General features: G+C 71.6%; 13 protein-coding genes and 1 pseudogene. 5 read left to right on the top strand and 9 right to left on the bottom strand.

From position 1 onward, the window contains the following. Positions 1–169: 169 nt before the first annotated feature. Positions 170–1,024, bottom strand: a complete 855-nt coding sequence (locus ABD329_RS43625) for an MmyB family transcriptional regulator (protein ID WP_198282437.1) — start codon at positions 1,022–1,024, stop codon at positions 170–172. A 129-nt stretch (positions 1,025–1,153) separates the two neighbouring features. Here ABD329_RS43625 and ABD329_RS43620 point away from each other — a divergent pair, with 129 nt between their 5' ends. Next, positions 1,154–2,038 (top strand): NAD-dependent epimerase/dehydratase family protein, encoded by an 885-nt coding sequence (locus ABD329_RS43620; protein WP_198280604.1) that lies wholly within the window; start codon positions 1,154–1,156, stop codon positions 2,036–2,038. 275 nt (positions 2,039–2,313) lie between these two features. Next, complete coding sequence (locus ABD329_RS43615) at positions 2,314–3,015, top strand: DUF5995 family protein (RefSeq protein WP_198280603.1); 702 nt, start codon at positions 2,314–2,316, stop codon at positions 3,013–3,015. A gap of 43 nt (positions 3,016–3,058) precedes the next feature. On the opposite strand, the gene ABD329_RS43610 is transcribed toward ABD329_RS43615, so the two are convergent. The 4 genes from ABD329_RS43610 to ABD329_RS43595 all read right to left on the bottom strand — a co-directional run bounded on the left by ABD329_RS43610 (position 3,059) and on the right by ABD329_RS43595 (position 7,882). Beyond that, positions 3,059–4,768: a flavin monoamine oxidase family protein gene (locus tag ABD329_RS43610; RefSeq protein ID WP_198280602.1), complete on the bottom strand. Its 1,710-nt coding sequence runs from the start codon at positions 4,766–4,768 to the stop codon at positions 3,059–3,061. A 66-nt stretch (positions 4,769–4,834) separates the two neighbouring features. Continuing rightward, positions 4,835–5,635 (bottom strand): carbon-nitrogen hydrolase family protein, encoded by an 801-nt coding sequence (locus ABD329_RS43605; protein WP_198280601.1) that lies wholly within the window; start codon positions 5,633–5,635, stop codon positions 4,835–4,837. Positions 5,636–5,943: 308 nt separating this feature from the next. Next, positions 5,944–6,399, bottom strand: coding sequence for an Lrp/AsnC family transcriptional regulator (locus tag ABD329_RS43600; protein WP_198280600.1), 456 nt, complete (start codon positions 6,397–6,399; stop codon positions 5,944–5,946). Positions 6,400–6,409: 10 nt separating this feature from the next. Next, the gene (locus ABD329_RS43595) at positions 6,410–7,882 is read right to left on the bottom strand and encodes an amino acid permease (protein WP_198280599.1); all 1,473 of its coding nucleotides are present in this window, start codon (positions 7,880–7,882) and stop codon (positions 6,410–6,412) included. Positions 7,883–8,182: 300 nt separating this feature from the next. On the opposite strand from ABD329_RS43595, the gene ABD329_RS43590 reads away from it, so the two are divergent. Further along, the gene (locus tag ABD329_RS43590) at positions 8,183–8,389 is read left to right on the top strand and encodes a hypothetical protein (RefSeq protein ID WP_164425081.1); all 207 of its coding nucleotides are present in this window, start codon (positions 8,183–8,185) and stop codon (positions 8,387–8,389) included. After that, positions 8,386–9,156 carry a DUF2637 domain-containing protein gene (locus ABD329_RS43585; RefSeq protein ID WP_344317899.1) on the top strand — a complete coding sequence of 257 codons (771 nt, stop codon included), beginning with the start codon at positions 8,386–8,388 and terminating at the stop codon, positions 9,154–9,156. The genes ABD329_RS43590 and ABD329_RS43585 overlap by 4 nt, the downstream gene beginning before the upstream one ends. Before the next feature lie 127 nt (positions 9,157–9,283). Here the strand turns inward: ABD329_RS43585 and ABD329_RS43580 are convergent, their stop codons facing one another. From ABD329_RS43580 to rpe, 3 genes are all read right to left on the bottom strand, one after another. Beyond that, a complete protein-coding gene (locus ABD329_RS43580) occupies positions 9,284–10,747 on the bottom strand; it encodes a GuaB1 family IMP dehydrogenase-related protein (protein ID WP_198279610.1) in 1,464 nt (487 codons plus the stop codon). A gap of 138 nt (positions 10,748–10,885) precedes the next feature. After that, entirely contained in the window at positions 10,886–11,875 is a 990-nt protein-coding gene (locus ABD329_RS43575) for a sugar-binding transcriptional regulator (protein ID WP_191066348.1), read from the bottom strand. 135 nt (positions 11,876–12,010) lie between these two features. Then, the gene (gene rpe / locus ABD329_RS43570; RefSeq protein WP_198279609.1) at positions 12,011–12,685 is read right to left on the bottom strand and encodes a ribulose-phosphate 3-epimerase; all 675 of its coding nucleotides are present in this window, start codon (positions 12,683–12,685) and stop codon (positions 12,011–12,013) included. Positions 12,686–12,876: 191 nt separating this feature from the next. On the opposite strand from rpe, the gene ABD329_RS43565 reads away from it, so the two are divergent. Further along, entirely contained in the window at positions 12,877–13,809 is a 933-nt protein-coding gene (locus ABD329_RS43565) for a serine hydrolase (RefSeq protein ID WP_198279608.1), read from the top strand. Between the two features lie 37 nt (positions 13,810–13,846). On the opposite strand, the pseudogene ABD329_RS43560 reads toward ABD329_RS43565, so the two are convergent. Beyond that, positions 13,847–14,316 (bottom strand): annotated as a pseudogene (locus ABD329_RS43560) (rRNA cytosine-C5-methyltransferase); the annotation flags it as partial.

Here is a 14,316-nt window from a genome sequence, read left to right as displayed (position 1 = left end):
GCTCCGCCCCAGACCCCGCTCCTCAAACTCCCCCAGCTACCGCTGGGAGGTGCCCCCTGGAGGGGCTGGAAGGTGCGGCTCCGTCCCAGACCCCGCTCCTCAAGCTCCCCCAGCTACCGCTGGGAGGTGCCCCCTGGAGGGGCTGGAAGGGCGGAAAACTCCCCGGGCCTCATCCCCGCGGGGCGAGGTCCTGCAAGCCCACCACCCGCAGCAGCTCCAGCCGCTCGGCGGACTCACTGCCGGGGCGGGCGGTGTGGACGATCAGCCGCTGGGCGTGTTCCGAGCTCAGCAGGACCTCGCAGTCCAGCTCCATCGTCCCCACCACCGGGTGGGTGAACCGCTTGACCGTGGAGTGCCGTACGGCCACCTCATGGGCCTTCCACAGCGCCGCGAACTCCGCGCTCTCCGACAGCAGTTCGGCCACCAGCCCCGCCGGGCCGGGGTCGTCGGGGCGGGCGGCGAAGACGGCCCGGAGGGTGGCCACATGCAGCCGGGCGTGCGCCTCGATCTCCTCGCTCGGGAAGATCCCGGGGGCGTCGGAGGCGGCGCGCCGGGTGAAGAAGGACCGGACGATGTTGCGGTCGCCGGGCGGCCGCCCCATGATGTCGCCGACCAGCGCCGCCGCCATCGCGTTCTGCGCCAGCACCTCGCCCCAGTCGGTGATCACCTGGGCCGGGGTGTCGTACAGCCGGTCCAGCACCCTGAGCAGCCCGGGCCGCACATGCTCCGAGGTGCTGCGGTCGCGCGGCGGCTCCTCCCCCACCAGGTGGAAGAGGTAGTCCCGCTCGTCGTCGGTGAGCCGCAGCGCCCGGGCCAGCGCGGTCAGCATCTGGCGGGACGGGCGCGGGCCGCGGGCCTGCTCCAGCCGGGTGTAGTAGTCCGGGGACATGCCCGCGAGCTGGGCCACCTCCTCCCGGCGCAGCCCGGGCGTACGGCGCCGGGGGCCGGGCGTCAGCCCCACCTCGGCGGGGCCCAGGCGGGCGCGGCAGCGGCGCAGGAAGTCGGCGAGTTCCGTTCGATGCACGCTCCCATCGTCGCCGCGTCCGCGTCCCGTATCCAGGGTCTGCGGATCCCTGGATGAGGAGGTCTCTCCCGGCCCCGCCCCGCCCCGTCGCAGGCTGAGGCCGAGCGACGAGACGAAAGGCGGATGCTCATGCCCTTGATTCTGGTGACGGGTGCGACCGGCCAGGTGGGACGGCGGTTCACCAAGCGGTTGCTGGAGCGGCGCGCGGCCGGTACCGAGGTACGGGTGCTGGTGCGCGACGAGGAGCGCGGCGCCGCCTTCGCGGCCCAGGGCGCCCGGCCCCTGGTCGGCGATCTGCGCGAGGAGAAGGATCTGCGGAGGGCCATGGAGGGGGTGCACGCGGTGGTCAACATCGCGGCGGCCTTCCGCGGGGTGCCGGACGAGGAGGCGTGGGCGGTCAACCGGGACGCGGCGGTGGCGCTCGGGCGGGCCGCGGTCGAGGCCGGGACGAGCCGGTTCCTCCAGGTCAGCACCAATCTGGTGTACGGCGCCTCGCGCGGGCGGCCGTTCACGGAGGACGACGAGAGCAGGCCCGGCGGGCTGCTGTGGGGCGCGTACCCCGCCTCCAAGGCCGAGGCGGAGCGGGAGCTGCTGGCGCTGCACCGCGAGCACGGCCTCGATCTGCGGATCGGCAGCCTCGCCTTCGTCTACGGGGACGGTGATCCGCATCTGGCGAACGTCCTGCCGCACGCGGCGGCATGGGCCGGGAGCCAGCGGCTCGCCATGGTCCACCACGCGGACGCCACGCAGGCGCTGCTGCGGCTGCTGCGCGCGCCGGGCGGCGCGGCCGGCGGCTCGGTGTCGGGCCGCAAGTACAACATCGTGGACGACGCCCCGATGACCACGGTCGAGCTCTTCCAGATCAACGGGGTGCCGCTGCCCGAGGGCATGACCGAGCGGACCGACGAGGACCCCTGGTCCGGGATCGCCGCCAACCTCCGGCTGCGCGACGAACTGGGCTGGCGGCCGCTGTACCCGTCGATGTGGACGGCGCGCGACGCGGGTGTGCTGTGATACGGCGTTGACGGGGCGTCAGGGCCTGTCGTCAGAGGGGACGCCCTGCTCGCGGCCGGGCGCCCCAGTTGACGACAGGCCCTGAGCAGGTCGGCGATGTGCGGCTCCGCCGCGGCTGTGTCGATATGCGGCTCCGCCGCGTGGCGGCCAGCCACGATGCGGCCGCAGACGCACGACGGCATCCCGGGGAACTTCCCGCGGAGCGCTTAGGCCGTCCAGGGGAAGCGGCGGCGTACGGCGGGACCGCGCCCGTCCGGCCTGCCACGCTGGCGTCCATGACGATGCCCACGCCCGCGCGGCCCGCACCGCGCACCGTGCGAAGCGTCGTGGCGCGCATGAGCGCGCTCGGCGCGGCGCTGCCGCCCGGGGACGGGGTGGCGGTCTTCAACGGGGTGTACCTGTCGGTCACCGAGGAGGTCGGCCGGCGGCTCGCGGACGGGTACTTCCACGACCCGGCCGCCACCGAGGAGCTGGATGTGCGGTTCGCCGAGCGCTATCTGACGGCGGTCGACGCGGTGACCACGGGCGGGCGGCCGCCCGCCTGCTGGCGACCGCTGTTCCAGCTGCGGTGCCATCCCGGGGTCCGCCCGGTGCAGTTCGCGCTCGCCGGGATCAACGCCCATATCGGCCATGACCTGGCGCTGGCGCTGCTGGACACCTGCCGGGCCCGGGACCTCGAACCGGACGCCCTGGAGGGCGACTTCGACCGGATCGGAGAGCTGCTCGCGGGGATGGAGGAGCGGATCCGGGAGGAGCTGATGCCCGGCCCCGATCTGCTGGACGTGGCCGATCCGCTCACCCATCTCGTGGGCTCCTGGAGCCTGGAGAAGGCGCGGGACGCCGCATGGGCGGCGTTCCGCGCGCTGTGGGGGCTGCGCGCGGTGCCGGAGCTGGCGGAGGAGTTCGCGGAGCGCGTCGACGCCACCGTGGGCCTGGTCGGGCGCTTTCTGCTCACCCCTCTGCCGTCCGCGTGCTGAGGCGGACCCCGGACCGCGTGCTTGGCGCCGCCCCCGGTCCGGCTCAGTCCTCGGGGAGCTCTACGGGCGCGATCTCGTCGTACAGATCGCCCGGCCCGGGGTTCTTCGGGTCGGTGGAGCCGCCGAACTGGTGCATGACGCCCCACACCGCGTTGAGCGCGGTCTGGATGGCGCCCTCGGCCCAGCCCGCCGTCCAGGAGATGTCGTCGCCCGCGAGGAAGACGCCACGCTTGTCGGCGGGCAGCCGGTCCTGCATGAAGTGGGTGAACAGCCGGCGCTGGTAGCGGTAGTGGCCGGGCAGATTGGCCTTGAACGCGCCCATGAAGTACGGCTCGTTCTCCCAGGACACGGTGACCGGGCTGCCGATGACGTGCTTGCGGATGTCGACATTCGGATAGATCTCCGAAAGCGACTTGAGCATGACCTCCATCCGCTCGTTCGCCGACAGCGGCAGCCACTTCAGGCTGTCGTCGCACCAGGTGTAGGAGAGGCAGATGACGGCGGGCCGGTCCGGGCCGTCGTCCAGCAGATAGGTGCCGCGGGTCATCCGGTCGGTGAGCGTCATGCTCATCGTGTCCCGCCCGGTGACCTCGTCCTTGTCCAGCCAGAACGGCCGGTCCACCGGCACGAAGAGCTTGCTGGACTCCATGTAGTGGGTGCGCTCGATCGCCGTCCAGTGGTCGATCGGGAAGAGCGAGTCATCGCAGTCGATCTTGGAGAGCAGCATCCAGGACTGCGCGGTGAAGACCACCGCGCGGTACGAGCGGATGTCACCGCTCGCGTCCGTCACCACGACGCGGTCGCCCGCGGCCCGGTGCAGCCGGGTCACGGCCGGGCGGGGCGCGCCCTCGTGCAGCGAGGCCAGCGAGGTGCCCTGGGGCCAGTGGACGATCTTCTCGGGCTCGCGCTCCCACAGCCGCAGCGGAAGCTGCTGGCTGCCGCCGACGATGCCGCGGTGGTGGTCGTCGGCCTCGGTGTAGACGACCCGCAGGATCTCCAGGATGGAGTTGGGGAAGTCGGTGTCCCAGCCGCCGGTGCCGAAGCCGACCTGGCCGAAGATCTCCCGGTGGCGGAAGGAGGTGAAGGCAGAGGAGTCGCAGAGGAAGCCGTAGAAGGTCTGGTTGTCCAGCTTCTCGACCAGCCGCGCCCAGATCTCCCGGATCCGGGGCACATCCCGCTCACGGATGGCGCGGTTCATGTCGGAGAAGTCCGCGCCCTCCTCCAGGCAGGCGTTCCAGGCGTCGGCCACCTCGCGGTAGACCGGCGGCAGATCGTCGATGGTGCGGGCGTAGTGGGACTCGCCCTTGAGGTCGACGACGGTCGAGGGGGTCTCGGGGGCCAGCGGGTTGGGGAACGGCTGGGTCTTCAGGTCCACCAGGTCGATGTAGTGCTGGAGGGCGGTGGAGGACGGCGGGAAGCGCATCGCGCCCATCTCGGCGGTCAGCGCGTCGTCACAGCCGTCGAAGCCGACGGTGCGCAGCCGTCCGCCGATCCGGTCGGCCTCGTAGACCACGGGCCGCAGGCCCATCTTCATCAGCTCGTACGCGGCGACGATGCCGGAGAGACCGCCACCGACGACCGCGACCTCGGCGCCGTGCTCGGTCGCCGGTATCTGGCCCAGGCCCGCGGGGTGGGCGAGGTAGTCGTCGTAGGCGTAGGGGAAGTCCGGGCCGAACATGGTGATGGGCGGCAGGGCCTCGAGGGCCTGCGTCTCCTGCTCGTCATGGACGGCGGTGGGCACCGTGGACGTCATGGGGTACGGACTCCTTGCTGCTTGGTGCTCAAAAGGGTGGTTCGGGTGCGGCAGGGGCCGGACGGATCAGCTGAGGGAGGTGTAGAGACCGGGGCGGCGGTCGCGCAGATACGGGTTGATCCGGCGCGAGGTCGTCAGCAGTTTGGGGTCGACGTCGCCGAGGAGGAGCTCCTCACCGCGGCCGGCGCGCAGACAGGTGGCGCCGTCGGGCCCGGCCAGACAGCTCAGCCCGACGAAGTCGAACTCGCCCTCGCGGCCGCTGCGGTTGACGTACGCGATGTACATCTGGCTCTCGAAGGCCCGCACCGGAATCAGGGATTCGGCGACGAACTCGAAGGGGTGCATCTGCGCGGTGGGCACCACCAGCAGATCGGTCCCGGCCAGGGCGTGGGCCCGTACGTTCTCGGGGAACTCCACGTCGTAGCAGACCAGGATGCCGACGGTCAGCTCGCCGATGGTGGCCTGGACGACGGGGGTCTCCCCCGGGGCGAACGACTCCCGCTCGAAGCAGCCGTAGAGGTGGGTCTTGCGGTAGTTGGCCAGCTCGGTGCCGTCCGCGCCCACCAGCCGTGCGGAGTTGTGGACCGCGCCCGCGTGGCGCTCGGGGTAGCCGTAGAGGATGGCCAACCCGTGCGCCGCGGCGATGTCGGCCACGGCCCGGCCGCTCGGCCCGTCGGCCGGCTCGGCCAGCTCCCGCACGCCGCCACCGCCGATGGCGTAGCCCGTGAGGAACATCTCCGCGGTGACCAGCAGTCCGGCGCCGTCGGCGGCCGCGCGGGCGGCGGCCTCGTCGAGGACCTTGAGGTTACCGGCGGGGTCGCCGGGGTGACCGGAGTTCTGGAGCAGAGCGGTGCGCAGCGGCGGCATGGCAGACCTTGGGAGGAGGAGTACGGGCATAAAAACAGTACGTTGCCTCCGGATCGCCCAACAAGACGACTTCATTGCGTCCGGCGTCGATTCATGACGTATGGGAACCGGTACGCGACGATTTGTTGCACGGCCCCGAAGGGGCGCGGGGCTGTATGCGCCTCCGCCGCGTGGGGGCGCCCCAAAGGGGCGCGGGGCTGTGTCGATATGCGGCTCCGCCGCGTGGGCGCGCCCAGCCACGACGAACGCCGCAGCCGACCGACAACAGGCCAGGGCAGACGCCCAGAACCGCGCACCCAGCGAAGCGCCTACGTAGGCGCACCCGAGCTGAACCTCCGCAGCAAAGGCGACAGCACCAGCACAGACTTCGTGCGCTCAACGAACGGCTCCCCAGCGATCCGCTCCAGCACCCGCTCAAAGTGGCGCATATCCGCGGCGAAGACCTGGACGACGGCGTCCGCGTCACCGGTGACGGTGGACGCGGACACCACCTCGGGGTAGCGCGACAGACCCCGGCGGATGTCGTCCGGCGAGGTGTTGTGGCGGCAGAAGAGCTCGATGAAGCCCTCGGTCTCCCAGCCCAGCGCCACCGGGTCGACCCGCACCGTGAAGCCGGTGATGGCCCCCTCCGCCCGCAGCCGGTCCACCCGCCGTTTGACGGCGGGCGCGGACAGCCCGACGATTTCGCCGATGTCGGCGTAGGAGCGGCGGGCGTCCTCGGCGAGGGCGTGGACGATGCGTTCGTCGAGATCGTTCAGTCGCACTGGGGGGCAATCACTTCTCTGCTGTGGCCAGTCGGGATCGGCGCATGCCGTATCCGAAGTACAGCACAAGGCCGACGGCCATCCACACGCCGAAGACCACCCAGGTCACGAACTGAAGGCTGCCCATCATCCACAGACACAGCACGAAGCCGACCACCGGGAAGAGCGGGGACAGCGGCACCCGGAAGGTCCGGGGCATATCGGGCCGGGTCCGGCGCAGCACGATCACGGCGATGTTGACCAGCGCGAAGGCGAAGAGCGTGCCGATGCTGGTGGCGTCGGCGAGCTGGCCGAGCGGGATCGCGGCGGCGAGGACGCCGCAGAAGAGCGAGACGATGACGGTGTTGGCGCGGGGCACCCCGGTCCGGGCGTGGACCGTGGAGAAGACCTTGGGCACCAGCCCGTCCCTGGACATCGCGAAGAGGATGCGGGTCTGCCCGTAGAGCACGGTCAGCACCACGGACGCGATCGCGATCACCGCACCGGCCGCCAGCAGCACGGCCCAGAAGTTCTGTCCGGTGACATCCTTCATGATCGAGGCGAGCGCGGCCTCGGAGCCGGAGAACTTCTTCCACGGCAGCGCGCCCACCGCCACGGCGGCCACCAGGCAGTACAGCGCGGTGACGATGATCAGCGAGAGCATGATCGCGCGGGGCAGGTCGCGCTGGGGGTTCTTGGCCTCCTCACCGGCGGTGGAGGCGGCGTCGAAGCCGATGTAGGAGAAGAAGAGGGTGGCGCCGGCAGCGCTGACGCCCGCCATGCCCAGCGGCATGAACGGGGTGTAGTTGCCGGCCCGGATGCCGGTGAAGGCGACGGCGCAGAAGAGGATCAGCGCCGCGATCTTCACCCCGACCATGATGGCGTTGGCGCGGGCGCTCTCCTTGGCCCCGCCCAGCAGGAACGCCATGGCCAGCAGCACCACGAGCAGTGCGGGCAGATTGAAGATCCCGCCGTCCCCGGGCGGGGCGGCCAGCGCGTCGGGGATGGTGACCCCGAGCGTGCCGTCGAGCAGTTCGTTGAGGTACTCGCCCCAGCCGACGGCCACGGCCGCCACCGAGACGCCGTACTCCAGGATCAGACACCAGCCGCAGATCCAGGCGATCAGCTCGCCCATCGTGGCGTAGGCGTACGAGTAGGAGGAGCCGGAGACCGGGATGGTGCCCGCCAGCTCGGCGTACGACAGCGCGGAGAACAGCGCGGTGAGCCCGGCTATGACGAACGACACGACGACCGCGGGGCCCGCGTCCGGCACCGCCTCGCCGAGCACCACGAAGATGCCGGTGCCCAGGGTGGCGCCGATGCTGATCATGGTGAGCTGCCATACGCCCATCGACCGCCGGAGGCTTCCGCCCTCGCCCTGGCCGCCCTCGGCGACCAGCCGCTCCACGGGCTTGCGCCGCATCAGCCGGGCGCCCAGCCCGCCGACCGGAGGGTCTGGTTCCGGTTGCTGGGTGGCGGGCGGTGCTGCGCCGTGCTCCAACACTTGGGTGGCTCCTTTATCGCTGCCATCAGGTGGTGGCGACCGACTGCGGACATACGGGTACCCGGAAGGGAAACCCGCAGGTGGGAATCGCCGAGCAGCCGGTCTCCGCCACTCCACGTCAGCGCAAGACCCTATGAGCCGTCCGCCGACGGCCGTAATGGACCATGGTTGCGCATACGTGTCGCAACGTTGCGCGCGGGGGCGCCCGACGGTGAATCGTTGCGAAACACTGAGCTCGTCAGCGCGCGTTTCACCCGAATGCCGCGATACTGCACCATTTTAGCGGTCGTTGGTGGGGACGTGACCACTGACAGTCTGCAACCACCCGATCACTCCCGCCTCGGTGCCGAACCGGTGTTCCGGCCTCGTGACCAGGGGGGTGACAGCGAGCGCTACCCGCTCGAATACTGCGCGAGAGTGTGGGAGGACTTCATCCGGACGCTGGGCCGGATCGAGGCGGACTTCCTCCAGCGCTCCGATACCACAGAACCGGGCGTCAAGGCATGACGTACACCGAGCCGAGGCCGGGCGGCTACGGGCCCCCTCCCACCGGCCACCGGCCCGCCCCCGCGCCCCCTCCCGGGGAGCGGTTCGAGGTGGCGGCCGATTATGAGATGAATCCTTTCCCCCTGCCCGACCCGGAGACCATCGAGGGCCGCTGGGACGACCTGGAGGGGGACCTGGCCCGGCTGCTCCAGACGTCCTCCGCCGAGGAGGCGATGCACACCACCGGTCCCATCGGACCACCGGTCACCCCGCTGCGCGCCCCCTCCCCCGCGCATGTGCGGGGGCGCGGCAAGCGCCGCCGGGTCCGCTTCCGGCTGCCGACGATGCCGTGGCTGCATGTGATCAGCCTGATCTTCGCGGCGGTCACCACGGTCATCGTCGCCATGCTGAGCGTGCTCGGCGGAATGATCTCCTACCGCCCGCTGCGCTATCTGGCCTCCCCGAGCACCACGGAGTCCATGGCGGCGTGGTGGCCCCTGCTGGTCTACGGCCCCTGGCTGGTCGCCTCGCTGTCGGTGCTGCGGGCCGCCCTGCACCGGCGGGGCGCGGCGCACTCATGGGCGGTGGTGGTGCTCTTCTCCACCATCGCGGTGTTCCTGTGCGTGGCACACGCCCCGAGGAACGCGCCCAGCATTGCCGTGGCCGGTCTCCCCCCGGTCGCCGCGCTGGTCTCGTTCCACCAGCTGGTGCGGCAGATCACGCTCACCAGCCCGCCACGCCACGCGCTGCCCCGGACCCGGGGTGAGCAGCGTGGAATGGCGAGATGAGCCACCGTCGCGACACAGCGCCACAGCCCCACTCACCCGAGCCGAGTGGGGCTGTGGCGCTGTCGCGGTCCCAGGAGTCACTGCCCCGGTCCCAGGAGTCGCTGTCGCGGTCCCAGGAGCCGCCGTCTCAGTCCCAGGAGGCGTGGAGGGGCTTGCCCTCGGCGTAGCCCGCGGCGCTCTGGACGCCGACGACGGCCCGCTCGTGGAACTCCTCCAGCGACCCGGCGCCCGCGTAGGTGCAGGAGCTGCGGACGCCCGCGACGATCGAGTCGATCAGGTCCTCGACGCCCGGCCGGGCCGGATCCAGGAACATCCGCGAGGTGGAGATGCCCTCCTCGAACAGCCCCTTGCGGGCCCGCTCGTACGCCGACTCCTCGCTGGTGCGATTGCGCACCGCGCGGGCCGACGCCATGCCGAAGCTCTCCTTGTACGGGCGGCCGTCGGCGGTGTGCTGGAGGTCGCCGGGCGACTCGTACGTGCCCGCGAACCAGGAGCCGATCATGACGTTGGACGCCCCGGCGGCCAGCGCCATGGCGACGTCGCGGGGGTGCCGGATTCCGCCGTCCGCCCAGATGTGCTTGCCGAACTTCCGCGCCTCGGCGGCGCATTCCATCACCGCGGAGAACTGCGGCCGGCCGACGCCGGTCATCATGCGGGTGGTGCACATGGCACCCGGCCCCACGCCGACCTTGACGATGTCGGCACCGGCCTCGATGAGATCGCGCACCCCCTCGGCGGCGACCACGTTGCCCGCCACCACCGGCACCCGCGGGCCCAGCCCCCGGACCGCCTTGAGCGCGCTGATCATCGACTCCTGGTGGCCGTGGGCGGTGTCCACGACGAGGGTGTCCACCCCGGCGTCGAGGAGCGCCTTCGTACGGCCCTCCACATCGCCGTTGACCCCGACGGCGGCCGCGATCCGCAGCCGACCCGCCGCGTCCACCGCGGGTGTGTAGAGCGTCGCGCGCAGCGCTCCCTTGCGGCTCAGGATGCCCGCCAGCTTCCCGTCGGCGTCCACGGCGGGCGCCAGCTTGCGATGGGCGGCGTCCAGGCGGCTGAACGCCTCCTGGGGGTCGATGTCGGCGTCGAGCACCATCAGCTCCCGCGACATCACCTCGGACAGCTGGGTGAAGCGGTCCACCCCGGTCAGATCGGACTCGGTCACCACACCCACCGGACGCCCGTCCTCGACCACCACACCCGCGCCGTGTGCCCGCTTGGGCAGCAGCGACAGCGCATCGGCGACGGTGCCGGTCGGGGCGAGGACGATCGGGGTGTCCAGCACCAGATGGCGGCTCTTGACCCAGCGGACCACGTCGGTGACGACGTCGATCGGGATGTCCTGCGGGATCACGACGAGGCCACCGCGCCGGGCGACCGTCTCGGCCATGCGGCGACCGGCGATCGCGGTCATGTTGGCGACGACGAGCGGGATGGTGGTGCCGGTGCCGTCGGGGGCCGACAGGTCCACTCCCTGGCGGGAACCGACCGCGGAACGGCTCGGCACCATGAACACATCGTCGTACGTCAGGTCGTAGGGAGCCGGGGATGACTTTACGTAGCGTCCGGTGCCGGGCTCAAGGAATTGCATACTTACACATTTTCACACGGAGGGACGCAGGTCACTCCCACGAAGACACAGCGGACAAGCACTCGTGATCATGTAATCCTACGAGGAGCCCATTCCGAATCCCGGGCGGATGGGCAGCGGGATACCGTGCCCGTGGGCTTACGGCCCGTCCGGGTCGGCGCGGTCGAGGGCCGGGTGGGCGGCCGGGGTGGTCTCGGCGAGCAGGTAGTCCGCGGCGGCGGTGTCCGTCACCAGGCTGGTGACCAGGCCGGACCTCAGCACCGCCCCGATCGCCTCGGCCTTGCGGCGGCCACCGGCGATGGCCACCACCTCGGGGATCCGGCGCAGCCGGTCGGCCTCCACGGTGATGCAGCGCTCGCCCAGGTCGCGGCCGATGCGACGGCCCTCGGCATCGAAGAGGTGGGCCGACATCTCGGCGGCGGCGCCCAGGCTCTCGTAGTGGGCCCGCTCCTCCTCCGTCAGCATGTCGTAGACCGTGGAGATCCCGGCCTCCCACGAGCCGATGGAGACACAGGCCACGGTGACCTTGTCGAAGTACTCGAAGGCGCGGGCGATACCGGTCTGACCGCGCAGGGCGTCCGCGGTGGCCGTGTCCGGCAGCAGCATCGGCGCGTAGATGGGATGCGCCTCACCGCCGGAGACGGCGGCGGCGCGGCGCACCGCCTCGACCGAGCCGCGCTCGGCCGTACCCGCGTCGTACACGCCGGTGAGCTGGACGACGGTGCACGGGGGCAGCCGGTGCAGCGCGGCCGCCATGTGGATCGTGGACCGCCCCCAGGCCAGCCCCAGCACATCCCCCTCGGTCACCAGCTCGCCCAGCAGGTCCGCGGCGACCTCGCCGAGGTTCTCCGGGTCCGGGGTGTCCGCCTCGGCGTCCGCCGGGGACTCCACGACGACCGCGTGGCGCAGCCCGTAGCGGGCGCGCAGCGCGTCGGAGCGCTCCGCGTCGAGCTCGGCGGGAACCCGGATCTCGATGCGCACCAGATCGCGCTCGAGCGCCGTCTCCAGCACCCGCGCGACCTTGAAGCGGCTGACGCCGAACTCCTCGGCGATCTGGATCTTGGACTTGCCCTCGAGGTAGAAGCGGCGCGCCATGGCGGCCGCCTGCACCAGTTCGGCGGGTCCCATCCGCGTGGCTGAACGGCCCGTCGACACCGCGGTCTCCTCACTATTCACTGTCCGGACTCACCGTTCATCCTGTCAGAAACGGCGGAGTTGGTTTGGCCTTCACCCTTGAGTTCACCGACCGGTAGCTACGTCGCCTCATGAACCGGGGGCGCCGGTCGCCTTTTCGGCCAGGTGGCGCAGCTCCCGTACGGCCTTGGCAGGGTCGTCGGCGCCGTAGACGGCCGAGCCCGCGACGAACACATCGGCGCCCGCCTCGGCGCATCGCTCGATGGTCTCGGCCGAGACCCCGCCGTCCACCTGCAACCACATCTGGAGGCCGTGCCTGGCGATGAGCTCCCGGGTGCGGCGGATCTTCGGCAGCATGATGTCGAGGAACGCCTGGCCGCCGAAGCCGGGCTCCACGGTCATCACCAGCAGCATGTCCAGCTCGGGCAGCAGATCCTCGTACGGCTCGATGGGGGTGGCGGGCTTGAGCGCCATCGAGGCCCGCGCGCCCTTGGCCCGGATCTCGCGCGCCAGCCGCACCGGCGCGGCCGCGGCCTCCACGTGGAAGGTGACGGAGCCGGCGCCCGCCTCGATGTACTGCGGCGCCCAGCGGTCCGGGTCCTCGATCATGAGGTGGCAGTCCAACGGGGTCTGCGTGGCCTTGCCCAGCGATTCGACCACCGGCACGCCGAGGGTGAGGTTGGGGACGAAGTGGTTGTCCATGACATCGACGTGGAGCCAGTCGGCGCCTTCGACCGCCTTCGCCTCATCCGCCAGGCGGGAGAAGTCTGCGGACAGGATGCTGGGATTGATCTGCGGGGCCATGGCTCCAAGCCTCCCACGATCGGCGCCGGTACATGGAGCCGGGATCTGATCACCGGCCTCGCTCGGAACGCCTCGGTCCCGCTCGGATCGCCTCGGCCCCCCTCGGATCGCCTCGGCCCCGCTCGGATCGACGGACGCCGGGGGAGACGAGATCATGAAGATGGTCGAGCAACCCCTACAGGCAACCCACCATGACGAGTTACGGAATACCCCGGCACCCCCGCACCGCGGTCTGCGCGGCGCTGACGGCGGCCGTCGTCGTGGCGCCGGTCGCCGGGGCCGGGCCCGCCCCGGCGGCGGCCACGGCACCGCGCCCGGTCTGCGTCTCGCACCAGCCCGGACTGGCCGGAAAGATGTCCAAGGACATCGCCGGCGCGCTGCGCGGCCGGTCCGGCACCGTCGCGATCAGCCTCCGCGACCCCACCACCCACACCCGCTGCACCCTGCGCGCGAACCAGCGGTTCGACTCCGCGAGCGTGGTGAAGGTGACGGTCCTGGGGACGCTGCTGTGGGACGCGCAGCGGCACCACCGGGGGCTGACCAAACGCGAGAAGACCCTCGCCAAGGCCATGATCACCAAGTCGGACAACGCCTCGACCAGCAAACTGTGGAAGCGGCTCAAGCCCGCCGGGGTCAAGGCGTTCCTGCGGGCGGCCGGAATGGACGCCACGGTGCCCGGCAAGGACGGCTACTGGGGCCTCACCCGGATCACCGCGAACGACCAGGAGCGGCTCCTGGAGCTGATCACCCACGCGAACACGGTGCTGACCGACGCCTCCCGCGCCTATGTCCTCACTCTGATGGGCAAGGTCATCCCCAGCCAGCGCTGGGGCACCCCGGCCGGTGTACCGGGCGGTACCAAGATCCATGTGAAGAACGGCTGGCTGGAGCGGTCCTCGCACGGCTGGCGGGTGCACAGCATCGGCGCCTTCACCGGCGGCGGCCACGACTACACGCTCACCGTGCTCACCCAGGACGACCGCACCATGGAGGCGGGCGTGGCCACCATCGAGGCGGTGGCGCGCGCGGTGCACAAAGACCTCAACCCCACCGCCCACGCCAATACGCTCTACGCCCCGACCGACCGGCCCGAGGAAGCGCTTCCGGCGGTTCCGGAGGACTGAACTCCCGTTCCTGAGAGGACTGGCCCCGGGGACGCGGTCAGCCGGTGCGGCGCAGCAGGGCCAGATACATGGCGTCCGTGCCGTGCCGGTGCGGCCACAGCTGGATGTCGGGGCCGTCGCCCAGCTCGGGCACCCCGGGCAGCAGCGGCCGGGCGTCGATCCACTCCGCGGAGACGGCCGCGCCGCCCCGCCCCTTGAGGACGTCCTCGACCACGGCCCGGGTCTCGGCCGGGTGCGGGGAGCAGGTGGCGTAGCCGACCACTCCGCCGATCCGCGCCGCGGCCAGCGCCTCCCGCAGCAGTCCGCGCTGGAGCGGGGCGAAGCCCTCGAGGTCCTCGGGGCGGCGCCGCCAGCGCGCCTCGGGGCGACGGCGCAGGGCGCCCAGGCCGGTGCAGGGGACGTCCACCAGCACCCGGTCGAAGGACTCCGGCCGCCACGGCGGCCGGGGGCCGTCCGCGGCGGGCACCTGGTACGGCCCCGGGGTGCCCGCCCGGGAAGTCGGGGGCC

It is taken from the genome of Streptomyces javensis, from assembly GCF_039525925.1.
Taxonomy (GTDB): domain Bacteria; phylum Actinomycetota; class Actinomycetes; order Streptomycetales; family Streptomycetaceae; genus Streptomyces; species Streptomyces asiaticus.
This window is presented reverse-complemented; position numbering and strand designations above follow the sequence as displayed.

What these genes read in the sequence shown, in the direction of transcription:
- ABD329_RS43620 (WP_198280604.1), top strand. Translation starts at nt 1,154, where the DNA reads ATGCCCTTGATTCTGGTGACGGGTGCGACCGGCCAGGTGGGACGGCGG.
- ABD329_RS43615 (WP_198280603.1), top strand. Translation starts at nt 2,314, where the DNA reads ATGACGATGCCCACGCCCGCGCGGCCCGCACCGCGCACCGTGCGAAGC.
- ABD329_RS43610 (WP_198280602.1), bottom strand. Translation starts at nt 4,768, where the DNA reads ATGACGTCCACGGTGCCCACCGCCGTCCATGACGAGCAGGAGACGCAG.
- ABD329_RS43605 (WP_198280601.1), bottom strand. Translation starts at nt 5,635, where the DNA reads ATGCCGCCGCTGCGCACCGCTCTGCTCCAGAACTCCGGTCACCCCGGC.
- ABD329_RS43585 (WP_344317899.1), top strand. Translation starts at nt 8,386, where the DNA reads ATGACGTACACCGAGCCGAGGCCGGGCGGCTACGGGCCCCCTCCCACC.
- ABD329_RS43580 (WP_198279610.1), bottom strand. Translation starts at nt 10,747, where the DNA reads ATGCAATTCCTTGAGCCCGGCACCGGACGCTACGTAAAGTCATCCCCG.
- ABD329_RS43575 (WP_191066348.1), bottom strand. Translation starts at nt 11,875, where the DNA reads ATGGGACCCGCCGAACTGGTGCAGGCGGCCGCCATGGCGCGCCGCTTC.
- rpe (WP_198279609.1), bottom strand. Translation starts at nt 12,685, where the DNA reads ATGGCCCCGCAGATCAATCCCAGCATCCTGTCCGCAGACTTCTCCCGC.
- ABD329_RS43565 (WP_198279608.1), top strand. Translation starts at nt 12,877, where the DNA reads ATGACGAGTTACGGAATACCCCGGCACCCCCGCACCGCGGTCTGCGCG.